General features: G+C 64.7%; 12 protein-coding genes and 2 CRISPR repeat arrays. Of the genes, 6 read left to right on the forward strand and 6 right to left on the reverse strand.

The features are described 5' to 3' along the window. Positions 1–100 precede the first annotated feature (100 nt). Complete coding sequence (locus tag NRB20_RS37150; protein WP_153416124.1) at positions 101–481, reverse strand: hypothetical protein; 381 nt, start codon at positions 479–481, stop codon at positions 101–103. Positions 482–670: 189 nt separating this feature from the next. Beyond that, on the reverse strand, positions 671–1,270 hold the full coding sequence (locus NRB20_RS37155; protein ID WP_194290149.1) for a hypothetical protein: 600 nt from the start codon (positions 1,268–1,270) through the stop codon (positions 671–673). Positions 1,271–1,892: 622 nt separating this feature from the next. On the opposite strand from NRB20_RS37155, the gene ssb reads away from it, so the two are divergent. The 4 genes from ssb to mobF all read left to right on the forward strand — a co-directional run bounded on the left by ssb (position 1,893) and on the right by mobF (position 7,555). Then, on the forward strand, positions 1,893–2,345 hold the full coding sequence (ssb, locus tag NRB20_RS37160) for a single-stranded DNA-binding protein (RefSeq protein ID WP_153416126.1): 453 nt from the start codon (positions 1,893–1,895) through the stop codon (positions 2,343–2,345). 106 nt (positions 2,346–2,451) lie between these two features. Next, entirely contained in the window at positions 2,452–2,808 is a 357-nt protein-coding gene (locus NRB20_RS37165; RefSeq protein ID WP_153416127.1) for a hypothetical protein, read from the forward strand. Positions 2,809–2,851: 43 nt separating this feature from the next. Then, the gene (locus NRB20_RS37170; protein ID WP_153416128.1) at positions 2,852–3,175 is read left to right on the forward strand and encodes a hypothetical protein; all 324 of its coding nucleotides are present in this window, start codon (positions 2,852–2,854) and stop codon (positions 3,173–3,175) included. Positions 3,176–3,793: 618 nt separating this feature from the next. Next, complete coding sequence (gene mobF, locus NRB20_RS37175) at positions 3,794–7,555, forward strand: MobF family relaxase (RefSeq protein ID WP_153416129.1); 3,762 nt, start codon at positions 3,794–3,796, stop codon at positions 7,553–7,555. 1,022 nt (positions 7,556–8,577) lie between these two features. On the opposite strand, the gene NRB20_RS37180 is transcribed toward mobF, so the two are convergent. Genes NRB20_RS37180 through cas7g form a run of 4 tightly spaced genes read right to left on the reverse strand, consistent with a single transcriptional unit; the run spans position 8,578 to position 15,000 of the window. After that, the gene (locus tag NRB20_RS37180) at positions 8,578–9,615 is read right to left on the reverse strand and encodes a hypothetical protein (RefSeq protein ID WP_153416130.1); all 1,038 of its coding nucleotides are present in this window, start codon (positions 9,613–9,615) and stop codon (positions 8,578–8,580) included. Continuing rightward, a complete protein-coding gene (gene cas3g / locus NRB20_RS37185; RefSeq protein WP_319945879.1) occupies positions 9,612–12,260 on the reverse strand; it encodes a type I-G CRISPR-associated helicase/endonuclease Cas3g in 2,649 nt (882 codons plus the stop codon). The genes NRB20_RS37180 and cas3g overlap by 4 nt, the downstream gene beginning before the upstream one ends. Continuing rightward, a complete protein-coding gene (gene csb2 / locus NRB20_RS37190; protein ID WP_319945880.1) occupies positions 12,257–13,807 on the reverse strand; it encodes a type I-G CRISPR-associated protein Csb2 in 1,551 nt (516 codons plus the stop codon). The genes cas3g and csb2 overlap by 4 nt, the downstream gene beginning before the upstream one ends. Further along, a complete protein-coding gene (cas7g, locus tag NRB20_RS37195; RefSeq protein ID WP_153416131.1) occupies positions 13,804–15,000 on the reverse strand; it encodes a type I-G CRISPR-associated RAMP protein Csb1/Cas7g in 1,197 nt (398 codons plus the stop codon). Before cas7g ends, csb2 begins: the two co-directional genes overlap by 4 nt. Positions 15,001–15,409: 409 nt before the next feature. Further along, a CRISPR array of direct repeats spans positions 15,410–16,032; the repeat unit is 36 nt; unit sequence CCCGCAGGTCCTTCCGGACCCGCACTTCATTGAGGC. Positions 16,033–16,255: 223 nt separating this feature from the next. On the opposite strand from cas7g, the gene cas1 reads away from it, so the two are divergent. Continuing rightward, positions 16,256–17,959 carry a CRISPR-associated endonuclease Cas1 gene (cas1, locus tag NRB20_RS37200; RefSeq protein ID WP_319945881.1) on the forward strand — a complete coding sequence of 568 codons (1,704 nt, stop codon included), beginning with the start codon at positions 16,256–16,258 and terminating at the stop codon, positions 17,957–17,959. Further along, complete coding sequence (gene cas2 / locus NRB20_RS37205) at positions 17,956–18,258, forward strand: CRISPR-associated endonuclease Cas2 (protein ID WP_153416132.1); 303 nt, start codon at positions 17,956–17,958, stop codon at positions 18,256–18,258. Before cas1 ends, cas2 begins: the two co-directional genes overlap by 4 nt. 234 nt (positions 18,259–18,492) lie before the next feature. Next, a CRISPR array of direct repeats spans positions 18,493–19,343; the repeat unit is 36 nt; unit sequence GCCGCAGGTCCTCCGGGACCTGCACTTCATTGAGGC. Positions 19,344–19,488 lie beyond the last annotated feature (145 nt).

Here is a 19,488-nt window from a genome sequence, read left to right on the forward strand (position 1 = left end):
TTCACTTCGGAGATGCTCCTTCGAACTCGCTGATAATGACCGTCGCAAGTCACATCATCGCAGCTCGCAGGGCATCTCCATTCACACTCTCACCGACCACTCAGAATCGGGTCGGTGGATCCGGGCTGAGTGGTGCGACGATGCGGCCGCCGCCGTCTTCAGCGGGAACGACTTCGACCAGCCCGTCCTGGCCTGATGGGGCGAGTCCGATCGTTCCGTCCGTAGTCGTGTATTCGATCTCTACCACAACGTGCCCGGCGAAGATCTCGGCCCCGCCTACGACTGCGGTGTCCACGAATTTCACGGTCGACTCCAGCCCCATCTGGTGGAGCAAGGCGTGGCTGGAGGGTGTGTTATGGAACAGAACGCGTAGTGCAACCGCCATCCGCATCGCCTCATCAGTGTCGCCCTCGTCGAACAGTCGGGCTGATGTATTCAGATACTTGAGTTGTTGGCGGAAACGATTGCCGAGTTCGGTCACGGAGTGCAGCTTATCCCGTCCTGACCGGGGCAGATTCCATATCTGTAATCTTCGAATCCGCCGCGTGGGCGCAATTGCAGCCCAGCACTTGGGCACAACAGATTCCAACTCGGGGTACTCAGCACCCCATTCCGTCGTGATCGACCGAAACACGACACCAGGTGATCAGCACGGTTTCGAGCATCCGGCTCAGGCACTGCTCACGTCAGTGCGCGAACCGTGATGCGTATGCAGCAGCCCCTGGTATCGAGGCGGCAGATCCCGTGATGGAAGATACGGGCGGCCGATGCCGGTGTGTGCGCCCGGCACGCCCAAGTCGCGCCTGGCCAGGTCGTGCAATCGATTCAAGGCGTCGACAGCGGCTCGCTGGCGGTCGATCCACATCTCGGGTGTCCCCTCCAACTCACCTCGCGCTTGCCAGTCCAGCATCCCGATGGCGGTCTTTATCGCGTGCGCGGCATCGACCACGTCCACACCGGCCAGCAGCAGCACATTTTCGAAGGCCCGGTCGCGCGCACGTCCGGTCTCCTCCACATCGGCCAGAACCGCTTCCATCGACCGTTGAGGCGGGAGCCGCACTTCGCTGTGACCCGCGTAATAGAGCTCATTGATCACGAAGCTGTTCGCCTTGATTCGATCGATGAACTCGACATAGGCATCCAGCTTCTTCACGTCCCACCGGGTTGCCAGCGCGTGCCGGTTGTTCTGCCGCGTCATCACGAAGTTCGCGAACAGAGTTGTCAGCGCGCCCAGAACCACACCAGCGACAGTTATCAACTGCCCGACCATACATCCCCCACGGACTTGTCCTGCCACTTCTTTCCCAAGCAGACTACTCGCCTTCAGTCTCGATCGCAGGCGCGAACATCAGTGCAGTACAACCGATTCGAGCAAGATCCGCCACACCGACCGAGCTCGAATGTCATCGCGGTGTTTGCCAATGACAGATACCGCACTCCACCAAGACGAGGCTGTCGGCACGGTGAACGGCCAGCGTGCCAGCGGCTGACACAGATGGTTCGCGATGTTGAGCGATACCACCATTCGGCTGCCGCCGAACAGCAGGAGACATTCCGCAATTGGCACACCACACATTGCATAAAAGCGGCGCTTCCAGGGGTTGTGCCCGCGTGGCGGTCGATCAGCCCCCAGGGGATCAGGGGCCGCCCGGGACGCGCAAGGGAACCCCGCCTGGGAATTTCGGCAGCCGCCGCGGGTGGGACGAGGCCGTCGCTACGCTCCGGTCGCCTTCGGCGATCCCACCCTCGCGACCGCGAAAAGCGCGGGGCCCCTTGCGCGCCCGGTCGTTCCCTGATGGCGGAGCCGCAGATCGACAGCAGCCCCACGGGCACCGCCCGCCAAGGGGTTCGGGTCGATCGGTTCGGTTACCTACTCACTCAAGGAGTCGATCATGACCATTCTCATCGAGGGCAACCTCACCTCCGATCCCGAACTGCGCGTCACCAAGACCGGTAAGAAGGTCACCGTGATCACCGTGGCGGAGAACCACCGGTTCTTCGACGCCAAGACCGGGCAGTGGCGGGACTCGGAACCGGTGTTCATGCGCTGCAACGTGTGGGACCGGATGGCCGAGCACGCTGTGGAATCGCTCCGGCGCGGGATGGGGGTGATCGTGACCGGTCAGTTGCAGCAGAACCGGGTCACCAACGCGGATGGGGAGACTCGCACGTTCACCGATGTGCGGGTCAGCAACATCGCGCCCTCGCTCAAGTACGCGAGGGCCGTTGTCACCAAGGTCGCCTACAACGTGGTCGACGCGCGCGAGGGCGACGCCGGTGAGCCGGTCGAGCCCGACCAGGCACGTACCCAGGAGCCCGCTCGGTCCGGCTCCGTGCCGTTCTGATCCGCGGCCAGGCCGGACACGTAGTCCGGCCTGGCTTCCCAAATTTCTCCGGGGCCGTTCCGCCGTGTGGTGGAGCGGCCCCTGTGCGCCTTCGGAGGTGAAAGTGATGTCCACCTGCCCACTACCCCTGCGATCGTTCTGCTGGTCCGAAACCGTTGTTCCGTCGGTCCAGGACGTCGATGGTTCCCGCGCCTGCGTGGCCACGGCAACGTGCGCTCCGCCTGGGCTCGCGGTTGTCGAGCATCTGGCTGCCCAGGTCTGTGCTCTGGTCACCGAGAACCGTCGACTGCGGGATCGGAACCGATTGCTGGCGATCGCCCTGGACGACGCTCTGGATCGCGCGTGCGCGCATGCCCTGTGCTGTGACAACGAGCAGCTGCTCACCGCTGCTGCTGCTCACCGCAGTTCGTCCACTGTTTCTGTTCATTCCACTGCCGCTGTGGACGGTTTCGCGGTGCACTGAATGCACACCGTGTTGCTGGTTATTCGCTTCTGGAGGTCGGCTCATGGGTTTGATCTGGCTCGCGGCTGTCGCCGTGTTGGTGTTGTTCGTACTCTGGTGGGCTTTTCCGATCCTGGCCCGCATCGCGGGGGTTCTGATCGCGCTGGATTCCCTCGTCGCGATCGTGCTGTTTCCCGACCGCGCGATCCCGTACCGGCTCTGGTGGTTGCTGGCCGGGGTCCTGATCTGGTTGGCCGGGCATTGGGCGTGGGCGTTCAAGCACGGCATGTGGGCCTCCCGCGTCGCGCTGCGCGTGTTCACCCTGCCCGGACTGCGGCATCTGATTCCCCGTTCCACCGTCGCCTCCCCGGGCCGCCCGGCGGCCTGACCGAGGCCGCCGCGAGTGCGGCGGTGCGCTCTCGCGCAGCAGCCGCCGCAACTCCGGGATCGCCATACCAGTCACCTCACGCAGCTGCGTCTCCTCCATGCCGCGGGCCCGCAATCGCCGCAGCGTCTCCGCTTGTGCGGCGGTGACCTCGGCGAGGGTCGTCTCGTAATCAGTTACGGCCGCGGTGACCGCGGTGTCCCGACGGTGTGCCGCGCGCGCCAGCCGGTTCTGGTTCTTGCGGAACTCCAACAGGTCCGTCTCGTTCGCTTTGGCCACCCGGATCTGCTCGGCGAGCATCTTCGCGCTCGCCTCCCGCGCCCACCGCCGTGCCGAGGTCTTCCGATCGTTCATCCCGAACCTCCTGTCCGCCCCGCGCGGTAGCGCGCTGGGGCGTGCTCATCGCCATGCTTTCTCGTCCTGCTCCATTTCCCTGTTCTGTTGTTCTTCTCTCCTCACTGTCCCATCTTTCTCTCGCTCCAGACAGTCATCCGAACTCCTTTTCTCCACTGCCCATATGGGTTCTATTCCAGTCAATGTGCACACCTCTTGCATCGCATGCACGCCGCTTCGGATCGCGTTTTATGGGATGTGAATTCCGGGCTTATTTTCGTGTAGGTGATGACGATTCACCGCCTACACGCCGGAGACGGCTACCTGTATCTGACCAGGCAGGTAGCCAGCGGTGACCGTGTCCGCGACCGCACCCGAGACCTCACGCACTACTACACCGAAACCGGCACACCACCCGGTATCTGGATGGGATCGGGAGCAGAACAATTAGGGCTCACCGGCGACGTCACCGAAGCTCAGATGGCCGCATTGTTCGGCGAAGGATTACATCCGAACGCCGACACCATCATCGCCCAGGAAATCACCGCCGGGAAAACTGCCCGGCAGGCGATCGGTGCCGTAAAACTCGGCAACTCCTTTGCCGAATACACCACGCCGAACACACCGATCAACGACCTGTTCGGTGCCGCGGTCGAGGCGTTCACCGCCGCCGAACAGCGCCGCCCGACCTGGGACGAGCGCACCGAACTGCGCTTCGCCGCCGCCCGCACCCACCTGACCAGCGCCCTGGGCCGGGAACCGAAGCGCGCCGAGATCGACCACGCCCTCGCGCAGGAGAAAGCCCAATCCCGCAAGGCGGTCGCGGGGTTCGATTGCGTGTTCACCCCGCCGAAGTCGATCTCGATCCTGTGGGGGTTGGGCAGCGAGAAGATCCGCCAGGAGATCCTGCGCTGCCACCGCGAGGCCGTGCGAGAAGTGTTGGCGTGGGCCGAATCCCAGTGCGCGGTCACCCGCCGCGGCCGCAACGGCATCCAAGAGATCGACACCCACGGACTCGTCATCGCCGCGTTCGAACACTTCGACAACCGCACCGGTGACATGAATCTGCACACCCACTCGGTCATCTCGGGCAAAACCCTGGGTGTCGACGGGAAATGGTCCGCACTCGACGCGCGCCCGCTGTTCGCCACCGGAGTGTCGCTGTCGTGCCGGTACAACGCGACCATCGTCGGCAAGATCCGCCGCCGGATCGGGTTCCGCTTCGAGCCCCGCACTCGCCGCCGCGGCACGGTCCCGGTCCTGGAAGTGGTCGGCATCCCCGACGCGATGATCACCGAGTTCTCCCGCACTCCGGACATCATCGCCCGCACCGAACAACTAATCACCGACTACCGCGCGACGCATGGACGCAACCCGTCGACCACCACGCAGTACAAGCTGGCCCAGCAGGCCACCCTCGAGACCCGCGATGCCAAACCGGTCCCGAAAGCGTTGCGGGACATGCTCACCGAGTGGGCCGACCGCGCACACGACCTGCTGGGCGATGGCCGCAGCGGAGTGCAGTTCATCGATGACCTGCTCGCCGAACACACCGGCAAGACCGCGGTGCGGTTCCAGCTCACCGAGGTCGCGGTCGCGGTCGGTGCCGACCTCGGCGGAGTCACCGGTCTCGCGACCGCCACCCGCACCGAACTCCGCGCACGCATCGACGTGCACCTCGACACGTGCGCGTTCGACAACCCCGCGCAGCGCCGCCACGCACGCACAGCCGTGCGCACCCTGTTAACCCGCGATCCGCCCGCTGATCTGCTCGACCGCATCAACGCCGCGCATCACGCGGCCGAGTGCAGTGTCTATGAGCCGCAATCCATTTCCCTCGAGGTCGCCGACACCGTCGCCCGCCGACGAGCGACCTGGACCGAGGCGAACATTCGCTCCGCGGTCGAGGACCGCGTCGGGCTCTGCGAATTCGCCACCGACGACCAGCACCGCGCCGCCGTCGAGGAAGTCACCGCCCTCGTCCGCGATCACCACTCCCTACGCCTGACAGTCGAACCCGACCCCATCCCCACCACCATCGCCCGCGCCAACGGAGAATCCGTCTTCACCGTCACCGGCGCCACCCGCTACACCTCCACCACCGTCCTGGACGCCGAAACCCGCCTCCTGGACGCCGCGAAAACCCCCACCGCGCACCGCATCCCGGCGGAACTCGTCGACCGCGCGATCACCCGGATCGAACACGACGAACACCTGCGCCTGGACGACGGGCAACACGCCATCGCCCACTACCTGTGCACCAACGCGACACTGGTCTCCGTCGCGGTCGGTCCCGCAGGCTCGGGCAAAACCACCGCGATGAAAGCCGTCGCCGCGGCCTGGCTTGCCGCCGACCTCGACGTGATCCCCCTGGCACCATCCGCTTCCGCGGCCCGCCAACTCGGGGATGCGCTCGGGATCCGCGCGAAAACCATTGCCGCGCTACGCACCCGAGCCGAACACGGACTCCCCACCGGCCTGTCGCCCGGGGCGATGATCCTGATCGACGAAGCCGCCATGGCCGCCACCGCCGACCTCGACGCGATCCTGGCCCTGGCCCGCGAACACGACGCGATCGTGCGCTGTATCGGTGACCCCGAACAACTCTCCGCCGTCGAAGCCGGCGGCATCATCCGCACCCTCGCCCGCGACACCAACGCCCCGCACCTACACAACCTCGTCCGATTCAGCGACCCCGACGAAGCCGACGCCACCCTCGCCCTACGCGCCGGAAACCTCGAACAAGCCTGGGACTTCTACAACACTCACGACCGCATCACCCACGGCATGAGCCACCAACTCCGCCACCACATCCTCACCGCCCACCTTGATGACACCGCCCACGGCATCTCCTCGATCATGATCGCCGCCACCCTCGACAACGTCCACGCCCTCAACACCGAAGCCCAAGCCGCCCACGCCGCCACCGGCCGCATCGATACCACCGGCCCCTCGATCCGCCTGTCCGACAACCACAACGGATACCTCGGCGACACCATCCTCACCCGCCTCAACCACCGCGGCATCCGCGTCACCGGCGGCATCCGCGACGGCACCGGAATCGACAACGGCGACCTATGGCGCATCCACCACATCCACCCCGACGGCTCTCTCACCGCCACCGGCATCGACCACCGCGGCACCGTCCACCTCCCCGCCGACTACCTCACCCGCCACGTCGAACTCGGGTACGCCACCACCATCCACCGCGCCCAAGGATCCACCGTCGACCACGCGTATGTCCTCATGGACAACATCGTCGGCCGCGCCCTGGCCTACGTCGGACTCACCCGCGGCCGACACCTCAACCGCATCTACCTCGCCACCGACCAACTCCTGGACATCACCGGCGACCAACAACCCGACGACCCCCACACCCCCATCACCATGTTCGCCAAAGCCCTTGCCCGCCAGGACGACAACCTCTCCGCCACCGACACCATGCGCGCCGAACAAACCGCCGCCGACCGCCGCATCCGTACCACCTACACCGAGGTCTACCAGCAACTCGCCGACGCCCGCGGCACCTACCTACTCGATCACGCCCTCCCTGGCATCTTCTTCCACGAAGCAACCCACTCCGAACACTTCCAAACCCTGCTGGACACAATCGCCCTCGCCGACGCCCATGGCCTGGACACCCACGAACTCACCACCGCCATCGCCACCGACAACCACCAAGACCACGGCGAATCACTCACCAACACCGACGACACCGCCGCCGTCCTACACACACGCGCAGACCGATGGATCCATGACAACCTCCCACCGACACCACCGACCGCAACCGTCTGCCCAGTCCCCCCACCCCACCCAGGCCAAGACACCGAACTCGCTGCGTACGCCGAACAACTACGCCGACACTTACTCGAACCCACCGCTGAACAACTTCCGCCACCAGGCGGCACACCCACCCGTCCGTACGACAGCGCACCGACCACACCACCCCGCACCGCCACGACATCACCGAAATCCCGCACCCCACAACCCACCCACCGTCGCAAGACCAAACCCGTTCCTGGACAACGGCCGCGCCGCCACACCCTGTAACCACCCCCACACCGCCCGCCAACACTCCATGTCCCAGAACCCGCGAGAGCTCTGCAACCGAACGCGCCATATCCTGGCAGAAGACAGACCTCCCGCGATGGACGACCGTGGCAGCTCCCCCTCCCTGCTCCATTGTCATCGAGTAGCACGGTGAGCTCGCTGCTATTGACCATCGCCGATACGATCTCTCTGGCGGCCTGCAACTTCATTGAGGCACGGTGTTTTACAGGCGCACAGTTGAGCCGACACGCAGCAGGCCGCCGCTCTCGTCCTCTGCTGTCTACCACGCGCAGCCAACATTGACGTCGGTGTACCCCACAGGCCAGAAACGGAGTACATAAACGGTGTTTCTAAGAGAAGATGCGAGCAAGGTTGAAATCACAACCTTGAAGCGGCTACCCTCCTCGTGGATGCCGCATCCCCGAAGTGCACCACCCAAACACAAATCGAGAGGGTCCACATGACACGGCGTCGAGGACGACGGGCTAACCGTCGTCGCTCACGGACGATGCGCAAACGACGAATGCTAGGCATCAGCCTGATCCAGCGGGTGACGATCGGGTTATCCAGTCGTCTCGCGATCGACCTGATCGAGCCCTGGTGGCACGCCTTTTGGGCGCACCGGCCAACCTGGCTTGCGATCACGCCCTGACATCGCTCTGCCTACACCGTTGTCGTCGGTGTAGGCAGAGACTCCCTGGCAGTTACGCCGAGAGCGTGAGCGCCGGGTTACGTAGAACTGGTGGTGGCGGATCGCTGATCGGCCACCACCAGCCTCCTGGAAGAATCCGCCACCCGACGGCCACATCCTTGTCCAACCTCGGACCGCATCGAACAAACCCGCAGGTCATACCGAACGGCACTTCATTGAGGGCAGGGCACCAGGTCGATGAGCAGCGGCCGGGCTTCCCGTGCCACCGGTTCCTCGTGGACCTGGACTTAATTAAGGCATGCCTGTCGGCGACCTCGACCGCATGCGTTAGCCTCGCAGGCCCTTCGGGACCTGCACTTCATAGACGCACCTAGACCGAGGGGAGCAGTTCGACTTGTCCGGCGAGGATGATTCGTTGGGGGGCGGCGTCGCTTCCTATTTTTTGGATCGGGAATACCATGACCGCCGGGATTCCTCGGGCTGCCAGCCATTTGCTCGAGGCGTCGGTGGCTGTGGCGTCGGGCTCGTCGTCGGGTTGGGCGATGAGGTGGTCGGCGATCGTGTCGAAGGCTTCGGAGAGCAGGACCGTTCGGAGTCGGGCGGTGGTGATCGGGGCGGTGATGATCGGTAGCACCATCGTGGTGGGGTGTAGGACGCGGGTCGGGTATGCGGCTGGGGTGCGGGAGATAGTTGAGATGCGGTGAATCGTGGGGAAGTTCGTGATTCCCCACAGTGCACACCAGGCCAGTGCGCAGTCGGTGGTTGCGGGCCGGGTGAATCCTGTGGCTGTTTGGGAGTTGGGTTTTCGGCCCGCGAGTTCGTCGATGACAGCTTTGCCGGCCAGGCCCTCGAGGATTGCGTCCGAGGTGCGGTTGGCGACGGCTTCGGCCATGGGTAGGAGGCGTTGGCCTACGAATTCTTCGCCCTGGTTGCGGGTCTTCATTTCCCATCGGCTGGCGCCGTGGTCGGGGCGGCGTTCCTTGCCGACGAATCGCCAGTGGGCGGGCTCGCCTAGACCGCCGATCATCGCCAGATCCAGGTAGGCGTTGGTGTCCAGGAGTGTGTCGAGGTGGGTGTTGCGGACGTTCTGGAGGGTGCGCCATTCCTGGTCTCTGGCAGCGAGTTTGATGCGTGGGCTGAAGGCGGCGGTGTTGGGGCGTCCGCCGTGGTCCACGCGCGCATGTAACCAGGATGTCGGCTCGGCGCATCGGGTCGCGTGGGAGTGCACCGCCTGGCCGATATCGTCGTGGTGGAGGCCGTCCAGATCGAGTTCGGCTGTGCGGTTTTCGGGGTTCCAGCGCAACAGGACGGTGCGTGTGGTCTCGGATTCGACGATGTTGGCCAGTCCGTAGAGCGCGAAGTGGGTCAGTGCGCTGGTGTCCGCGCCGGCGAGGTGGAAGATAGTCATGTTCCTTCCTGGGAGCATTGGCCGTCAGCGGCGCGGAGCAGGGCTTCGAGGTAGCACGCTCCCCAGATTCCCCATTCGATGTGGGTGCGTTCGATCAGGGTGTCCCACCGACCGGTGTCGAACAAGGTGACAGCGCGCGGATCGGTTGTGCCACTTGATAGTTCGGCTGCGGAGTGCGGGAATCCGGGTCTGCCGCGGCCGTGGCTGGTGCCGACCAGTCGCAGAATCAGATCCCGGAACCACGCGTCGGTGACTCCGCCGTCGTCGAGTGCGTGCGCCGCGTCGATGACCGATTGCTGTTCGTGTCGCCAGCCAGTGGGCATGCCGCAGGTTGCACGGGTCCGTTTGGCCTGGTATTCGGATCGTTTGCGGCTCTTGGCCAGTGGCGGGTCGTCGGATCCGCGGCCCAGCAGCCGTTGGAACCAGTCGATCTTCTTGCCGAGGTCGTGGTCCAGACCCGCGTGCCGCACAACCTCACAAAGTGGTTCGGCGAGGCCGACTCGTTGGCCGACCATGAACGCCCTGTTCGCGACAGCCTCGGAATGCGCGTCGAGGAACACATGCTTGTTGGGGGTCCACTCCTGGCGGGTCTCCTCATCGACGGTGCCGCTCTTGGCATCTCGTATCACAATCCACGACAATCGCGGGTCGATGGACGTCGGCTCGAGTGGCCCGGGAACGAGTTGTCCGATACCTCCGGCGTCTTCGTAGTCGCGCTGGGCGTCTTCCGCGGTCATGTCGGCGAATTCGTCGAGCATGTCACCGGTGAGGATGATCTCGCGGATACCGGGCAACCGGTCGATGGGGACCGGTTTAGCCGGACGGCTCGACGTGTCCGTGACGACAACGCCTTTGACCTGGACGGGGTGGCAGTCGTCCAGAACGATCACATCCCCGGGGCGGACTTGGATCTCGGGGTCGTCGACGAATCGGTCACCCCGCCACAGAAATACTCGAGATCGGTCCTCGGCCAGCTGCACGCGGGTGATCAGCCCGGACGCCTCGCCGAGACGACACGGAAACGCCTCGACATCGGTCGGCGGCACGGCGCGCAGCAATTCGAGCGCGATGCTGTCGTCCTCCGGCAGATGGGCGCGCACCACGACTGCGGCCATGGCTTGATCCGGGTCGAGATCGTCACGCAGCCACAGTCCCAGATCCGGCTGATCGCACAACGGGTCGTTCGTTCGACTCAGCAGGTGCGCGTCCGATAGCTCGAGACGCTGGAGCAAGGTCCTCCTCGACTGCGCGGTCGGCGCGGGATCGTGGGAGATCGCCAGCGGCGCAAGACCTTTCGGATCGTTTTCGCGTCGCAGCACCCAATCGTATGCTGCGGTCAGATCGTCCTTGACATACGGCGGGGTATCGACGACCTTCTCGGGATCGTGCGGGCCGACGACGAGGACTTCGGTCTCGGTCGACTCGCCGACCCGGTTGACGCGCCCGGCGCGCTGGGCCAGCGCGGATCCCGGGGCCAGTTCGGTGACCATCGCGGCCAGGTCGATGTCGACGCCGACCTCCACGGTCTGGGTGGCGACCAGTACATCGGTGGTCGCGTCGCCGGCGGCGGTCAGCAGGCCCGGCTTCTCGGCCAGCATTCGCTCCAGATCGTAGGGCCGCATCCGGCCGACTCTGGCCTCGACCCGCAGGCCTTGTTTCTCCAGTAGCGCAGCGAGTTTCACGGCGGTATCGACACGGTTGACCACGCAGCCCACCGTTCGCCCAGTCGGGATGCCTCGCCCGAAACGCTTGTGCTGGTCCCGGATCAGCACCGCGAGATCCTCGAGGTAGCGGGCACTGGGTGCTCGACCGGTCCAGGAGTCCATTCCTGTCCAGTGGACTGGTTTCGCGGTCAGCAACCGCCGCGCCAGCACCGGTTCGGTTTCAACCTCGTCGGAGTTCACGCCTTCCGCAGCCGGATCGGTTCCGGATCCGGCTGGCGTGGCGGTGGTTTCGACTGTTTGCAAGGCCGCCACACCGAGCCGGACGGCGGTCCGGGCAGCGAGTTCACCAACCCTCTGAGCCGTCAGCAGAAGTTGCCGATTCAGGTGCGCCTCGTCGATGACGACCGCACTGTCGTACGCGAGCAGTCCGGCCTCACGCGGGCGAGCGTATCGGGACGAACCATAGCCACGCATCAAGAGCCTGCTGCCCCACATATCCGGTGTGGCGCACAGGATTACACAACGACTGGGATCATCAACCCACCGGCGGTCGGCCGGCACTCCGCCACGCAACATCGCCAGCACGAAGGACTCGGTGTCCTCATCGCTCCCCTGCCCGGTGCGCAGCGACCGCAGTGCGGCAGCCACCTCCGCCAGGATCGCGTCATCGGCGGCGGGATTCAGCAGCTCCGCCAGTTTTTGCGCGCGGACCGCATGCTGGTCGACCAGGCCGCGCCGGTTCACCACCACCGACAACCGCCGAGGGACGCGTGCCCCGGCTCCTACCGCGTGCAGTGCGTTGGCGAACAGATGGATATCGACCACACTCGACTTGCCCGACCCCGTCGGCGCATCGATCCTCTCGGGCCACCGACCAGTCGTGCACAGTCGCTCCGCGAGCCGGGTCTGCCACCGGAAAGGCGCATCATCGCCGTGCGTCCGGGCGAAAAATTCCCCGAAGTCGTTGAGGTCCAGGCTCACCGAGCCTCCTCGAACAGCAACTCGGCCGCGTCAGTCGGCATGTCCATCGGCACCAACAGCCCACCGCCGAGATGACGAGTCTGCCCGATCGCCGCCATCGCACGCTCGGGTGCCAGCGATCCCAGATCGATCGTGGTCCGATACGGCTGAGCAACAACTCCCTTGGGCATCTTGTGCGCATACCGCGACACCTCACGCGTCACCAGCGAAGGCGAAAGCGCTTTGACACCAGCAGATTTCACAGCATCGACCAGACCGCGATAGTCACGCGGGGCGACGTCGGGGAACTCGCCACGCCACACGAAACCCACCGACAACAACGCCGCATCCACCAGCGACCACGGCTTGTCACCACCCTGCCGTCGAGAAGTCTCGGGCATCACCGCCGGGTGCGTACGCCACATTCGGCGATGGCCCGGCTGCACCGCAGGCCAGAACGTCGTCGCGTCGAGCGTCCGACTGGATGGCGTCAACCGAATGGCTTTGTCCCGCGATCGTATCCCCTTCAAATCGCGCAGCGCCCCCCCCAACATCAGAAGATCTTGTGCAGCAACATCTCCCGGCAACATCAGCCCGAACGCCGGATCAGTAAGCCCCAACCCCGCGGTCAGTGACGCATCGAGATACTGGATCGCCAACCGGTTCACCGGCGGCGTGACCCCGTCCTCGTACTTCCCGGTCACCAACGGTGGCGCACCATATCCGATCCGGGCGATCAACGCGCGATGCAACGCGACTGCCCACATCACACGATCCTGCGGCTCGATTCGCTCCTTCGTTTCCAATAGCAGAACCTGTTGCCACGGAGCCGCCAACGGCTCGACAACCACTGGCGCATAACGCAATTCCGACAACCCCTCGACCGGAACCGTGGATGGAGCCGGACTATCAGCGGACGTATGGCGATCGTTCGCGACGGTTGGACGCTTGGCGGGACGAGCCGCGCAGTGCGCATCCACCAGTACCGCACTGCGGCCCGACGCCGCCGTCCGGACCCTGCGCCCGCCACGTTGGTACGCCTTCAGATTCACTCGCAGCACCTCGGTCGGCACTACCTCGCCGATCTCGAGGATCACCGGGCTCGTCGCCTCCCCCAGACACGACACATCGGCACACAGTTCGGCCAATGTCGCGGCCACCGACCGGGGTACCTCCACACCCTCCCACGACCATCCGACCGCGCCATCGACCGCGACGCCGTCGGAGAAGGCGCGCTGCGTCTTCTTGTCCACCCACCGCTTGCCCTCGTAACGCACGACTCCCTCGGCCCGGTACGCCGTCACCGCCCGCACCGCGACCGGCGTCATGCTCGGAAGCCGAATTCCGGTGGGGGGATTGCTTTCCAGCCACCTCAACGCCGCCATCGCCGCGTCGCTGGGACGCAACTCATTCCCCTCGAGCACCGCGGTCGATCCCTGCCCCGCCGCATTCACCAACGCCGCGTGCAATCGCGCCGGATCAGGAAACGGATCCGGTGTCCCATCGAACCTGTGCCCCGTGTACACCCCCAACGGGAACCGGGCGTTGATACCGAACAACCCACTCACGGATTCTCCTCGGCGACTGCTCCCGCCAGCACCACCGGATTACCTACCACATCGAAAATCTGTCCCTCCCAACGAATTCCGGCCTTCGCGACCGCCTCAACGATCGCGAACTCCAGCAGATCATCCGCCTGGGAGATCGTCAGCGGCTCAAGCTCGGCCTTGTTGCCGTACCGCTGATCCAGAAACACCTCGGCCGGACCATCCTCGACGAGGTCGCAATTCGCCCGCAAGTTCAGTTCCGCGTCTGATCGCGCCAACCCGTTCACCGCCAGCGCCGCCAGCAACGCCCGACACGCCGCATCACCTTCACCGTCGGCACCGAACCTCAACTGCCGCAACGCACTGAAACTCAACACGTGCGTACGAATGATCCGCCGACAGGCCACCGCACCCAGCGCACTCAACGACGGCGGAATCCCACCCAACCCCAACGGGGAAGCCGACACCGGCTTGGACTTCGCCTTCGCAATATCCTCGCGAAGATCCTTCGCCATCTTGGTGCTGAGTTGGTCCTCCTGAGCCGCAAGCAGACCCTCCATCCGCGTACCGGGCAACTGCACACTCATCGCCACCGGGTCGACCCGCGCACCGCCACGCCTCGGCGACGTCTTCGCAAACTCGCTCTGATCTGCCAGCACACCGATGATCTCACCGACCAGAGCGCTCCGATACCGCCCCTGATGCGAACGCCGAGACGAATCCCACGCCCCGAAAACCAAACTGACCGGACTCATCTCCAACAACGCCCGAGCATTACGCGCGGACGCATCCCGCGCCGCCCGATAAACCGGGTGCTCGGTCACCGGCTTACCATCGACTGTGCCCGCACGGATATGCCCGTCGAACGCCCGATGCGGCAACTCCCAATCGGTATAGCTCTCACCGTCATACGAGACCCGTACACGCGGAATACGACCCAGCACAGCATGTCCGGCCTCCACCGCGATCGACAACGGTTGCTCGACCCGATTCAACTGTGACTGCTTCGAATCGATCATCACCGCCCGCAACGGCTCGCCATCGATGTACCGAGTCTCATACGCGAACACCGAGTTCTTCCCGTCCACGAACTTGGCCGGTGCCACCGCCGTATGTGGCCCCCCAGCCGGAGCCAACTCCGTCACCGACGTCAGCACCGCAGCCCCACCCGGCAAACACGCCGACAGCAGATCCTGATAAGACAACTTCGCCATGAAACCTCCTCTGCTACAACCGGACACACCGTCCGTAGCGCCGACCAACGACGCGCACAGCACAGTAGCCAATACCACCGACAAGTCCGCCCGTTACAGACTGGACCGCACCTCACGACCACCTCGTCGATCCCCATAGACCAACAACACGATCCATCGGTCGACCGCGACAACCATCCCCCAACCCACCGGCAACGATGGATCCATCACACCCGCACATGTCCGTACACCCCGCGAGAGCTCCATCGTGTACGAAAACCCCGGCGAGCCCTCGCGACCTATTTCCGCAGGTCGCGACCATCCACCCCAGTAACGAACCCGCGACAGCGCTCTCTCACCGGCGTGTCGCAGAAGAGCGCTCGCGGCGGCGTGCATTTCTCCTGGTAAAAGACGATAAAATACGGACCCTCCCGCAGGTCCTTCCGGACCCGCACTTCATTGAGGCTGGGACCCGTGCGGGTGGGTGCTGGGCTCCGAGGGCGGTGCCCGCAGGTCCTTCCGGACCCGCACTTCATTGAGGCTCTGAGGCTTAAGCGCGTACACGCGCATAGTCGAGCGGAGCCCGCAGGTCCTTCCGGACCCGCACTTCATTGAGGCCCGCCGGGCTGACCGCCGTACCCGCAGGTCCTTCCCCCGCAGGTCCTTCCGGACCCGCACTTCATTGAGGCCGACGTTTTGAACGTCAACGGCTACGCGCTCACCGCCCGCAGGTCCTTCCGGACCCGCACTTCATTGAGGCTCGTCGTAAGGGCCGGTGCCACGGATCTGATCGCACCCCGCAGGTCCTTCCGGACCCGCACTTCATTGAGGCGACGACATCATCGTGGACGTGCCACCGAGCCGCACCCGCACCCGCAGGTCCTTCCGGACCCGCACTTCATTGAGGCGCAATGAATCCTGTTCGGCGCGAATATCTTTCAGCGACCCGCAGGTCCTTCCGGACCTGCACTTCATTGAGGCAACGACGGTATCGTCGCCTTGTGGAACGGCATCGCCCCCGCAGGTCTTTCTGGACCTGCACTTCATCGAGGCACCGCCACCGCCGACTACGTCACCAAGATGATGACCGGGCGCAGGCCCTCCGGGCCTGCGCTTCATCGAGGCCGATACAGCGGCGGCAGTTGCAGCCCGCGCCCACAACACGCTGCAGGTCCTCCGGGACCTGCACTTCATCGAGGCCAGCGTGTGCCGCGCGACAACGGAGCAACGGGTATAAATCGCGGTGGCGATTTATACGTCGACTGTCATGTGACATGTGTTCGCGGTAGACATCGGGCCAACTGTCGGCAAACGCCAACATGCTCGGCCTCGACCATGCTGCAATAGTTCGGTCGGGGCCGTAAAGCAAGGGGAAGCGAATGGATCCGATCCCGATCAGTCTTGTCGCACACCACATCTTCTGTCCCCGCCGCGCTTGGCTCGAAGCAGCCGGGGAGCAAACCGATACCCACCAGATGGCCGCCTGACAGGTCACGCCGGAATGAACGCCCACCGGACGGTCGATGACGCAACGAGATCCCGACTCGGCAAACTGAATGCCGTCGACATCTCCAGCGATCAGCTCGGCGTCGTCGGTCGTGCTGACGTCGTCGAGGACGCGCCCGACGGGTTGAAAGTCGTCGAATTCAAGGCGACACCGGTCCGGCGCGTTCCCGAGGTCACCAACGCAATGCGCATCCAGCTCGCCCTCCAAAGCGAGTGTCTCGCCGAGGCGGGGTTCACAGTCGCGGAACACGGTGTCTACTTCACCAGCCACCAGCGGTTCGTCGCAGTCGAGATCATCGACTCCGACAGGGATGCGGCAGCGCGCGAGGTGGAGCAAACACGAACCACGATCAGCGCCCCGACCGCACCGCCACCACTTGAGGACGACCCCCGCTGCCTGCGTTGTTCCCATGTCGGCGTGTGCCTGCCCGAAGAACGCGCGGAAGCACCGGTAACGCGCCGGATTTCCGTTGCCGATCCGGACAGCCAGATCGTTCACCTCGCGACGGCGGGTAGTCGAGCGTCCTTGAGCAGCGGTCGGCTCCGTGTCCACCACCACGGCGACGAGCTTGCCTCCATTCCGCTCGAGCGCGTCCGCGGGCTGGTGGTCCACGGCAACATCGACTTGTCGAGCGCGCTGATCCGCGAACTCCATTGGCGCGCACTCACAATCGTCTGGTGCTCAGGCCGTGGAACGGTCATCGGGTGGAGTCATACCGCGCGAACACCCAACGGTGTGGCGCGAGTTCGCCAGCACCAGGCATCCGCCGAAGGCCGAATCGGCTTGGCCCGCGCCTTCATCGCCGCCAAGATCGCCAACCAGGCAACCTTGCTGCGCCGTAACGGCGACGCCCCCGACATCGTCGCCCAGCTGCGCGACCTGCAACACGGTGTCGAGAACGCCGACACGATCGGCGCGATATTCGGCTCCGAAGGCGACGCTGCCGCTCGCTACTTCAGCGGATTTCCGTCCATGCTCGGCACCCCACGCGGCGATTGGTTCCGAGATCACTGGACCGGCCGCGTGGGTCGCGGTGCTCTCGATCCCCTGAACGTCGCGCTGAACTATCTGTACGGCGTCCTACTCGCCGAGGTCATCCGCGCCGTCTCGGCCTGCGGACTCGACCCACACGCAGGGTTCCTGCACAGCAGCAACCGCAACAAGCCCGCCCTGGCGCTCGACCTCATGGAAGAATTCCGAGCACCGCTCGCGGACGCGGTCGTACTGTCCGCGGTCAACAACGGCGAGCTCACCGACGTCGACTTCAGCTTCGCCCTCGGCTCCGCACGACTGCGCGACAGCGGACGCAAGGCACTCATCGCCAACTACGAGCGACGCGTCGAAACCGAGTTCACCCACCCCATCTTCGGCTACCGAATCACCTGGCGACGCGCCATCGAGATCCAAGCCCGAATGGTCCTGGGCTACCTCGACGGCAGCCAGAACACCTACGTCGGAGTCATCACCCGATGAGCCGCGACGACACCCACCGCTACCTGATCGCCTACGACATCCCCGACGACCGCCGCCGCGACCGCTTGGCGAAATGCCTTCAGCGACACGGCGACAGAGTCCAATACAGCGTGTTCGTCATCGATGCCAGCCCCGCCCGACTACTCCGACTCGAAACCGAAATCCACGACATCGCACTGATCACCGAAGACTCCGTACTCATCTGCGACCTCGGCATATCAAAATCAGTGGAAGACAGCCGATTCCGAACACTCGGCCGATCCCGCCGCATCACTCCATCGGGGTCGGTCATCCTGTAACGCCGCACCTTCTCCCGAGCATCGCTCGCCTGGCGCTCACATGCCACGTATGTACGCCCGCGAGAGCTCCATCATGCACCAAAACCCCGGCGAGCCCTCGCGGACTATTTCCACAGGTCACAGCCTTACAGGCGGATACTCGGCCCGCCGATACCCCCTTCACCGGCGTGTCGCACAACAGCGCTCGCGAACGCACGCATTCGTCCTGGTAAATGCGTATAAAATCAGGACCCTGCCGCAGGTCCTCCGGGACCTGCACTTCATTGAGGCTCCCGTTCCACGGCCGGAACCCGTACCCGAAGGTGCCGCAGGTCCTCCGGGACCTGCACTTCATTGAGGCCTCACCTGGTCGAGGCTGCCGTCTGGCCGATAGTGGGCGGCCGCAGGTCCTCCGGGACCTGCACTTCATTGAGGCGCCTGATACTTCGCCAGGTCGGCGGAATCGATGAACATGCCGCAGGTCCTCCGGGACCTGCACTTCATTGAGGCGGTAAGGCGCTGAGCCCGCTGGTGCACCAGGATCAGCGCCTCAAGCCGCAGGTCCTCCGGGACCTGCACTTCATTGAGGCCTCTGCGGCAAACCAGGAGCCGACACCGTCGACCATGTGGCCGCAGGTCCTCCGGGACCTGCACTTCATTGAGGCCGCGGCGACGCGGTTTCCGGGTCGGCGGTAATTCACCAACGCCGCAGGTCCTCCGGGACCTGCACTTCATTGAGGCGAACACGATCAACGGCACGGCGAATGCCACAACCAGCCGCAGGTCCTCCGGGACCTGCACTTCATTGAGGCTCGATCCCGTCGATGTGCTCCAAGTCCGGCACGAGCGCCGCAGGTCCTCCGGGACCTGCACTTCATTGAGGCTTCGAGGGGGCCATGTGCTCACTCTCCGATCAAGGCAACGCCGCAGGTCCTCCGGGACCTGCACTTCATTGAGGCGTCCATTCGCACTGGTGGACGAAATCGGGGTGCCACTTGCCGCAGGTCCTCCGGGACCTGCACTTCATTGAGGCGGGGCAAGCCAACGAAGTTGGCGCGGCAGCTCCACCCGCCGCAGGTCCTCCGGGACCTGCACTTCATTGAGGCGCGGCATGCTCCGCCATATGTCAATGGCCATATGGAAGTCGCCGTTGGTGGCCAAGTGAGGTATCCACTGGTGGCCAGGGAAAGTCCCCACCCTCTTGCGGGTGGGGGTCGTTATTTCAGGGGCGGTCACCTCGCTTGGTCCGGT

Source organism: Nocardia macrotermitis, assembly GCF_009604405.1.
GTDB classification, from domain to species: domain Bacteria; phylum Actinomycetota; class Actinomycetes; order Mycobacteriales; family Mycobacteriaceae; genus Nocardia; species Nocardia macrotermitis.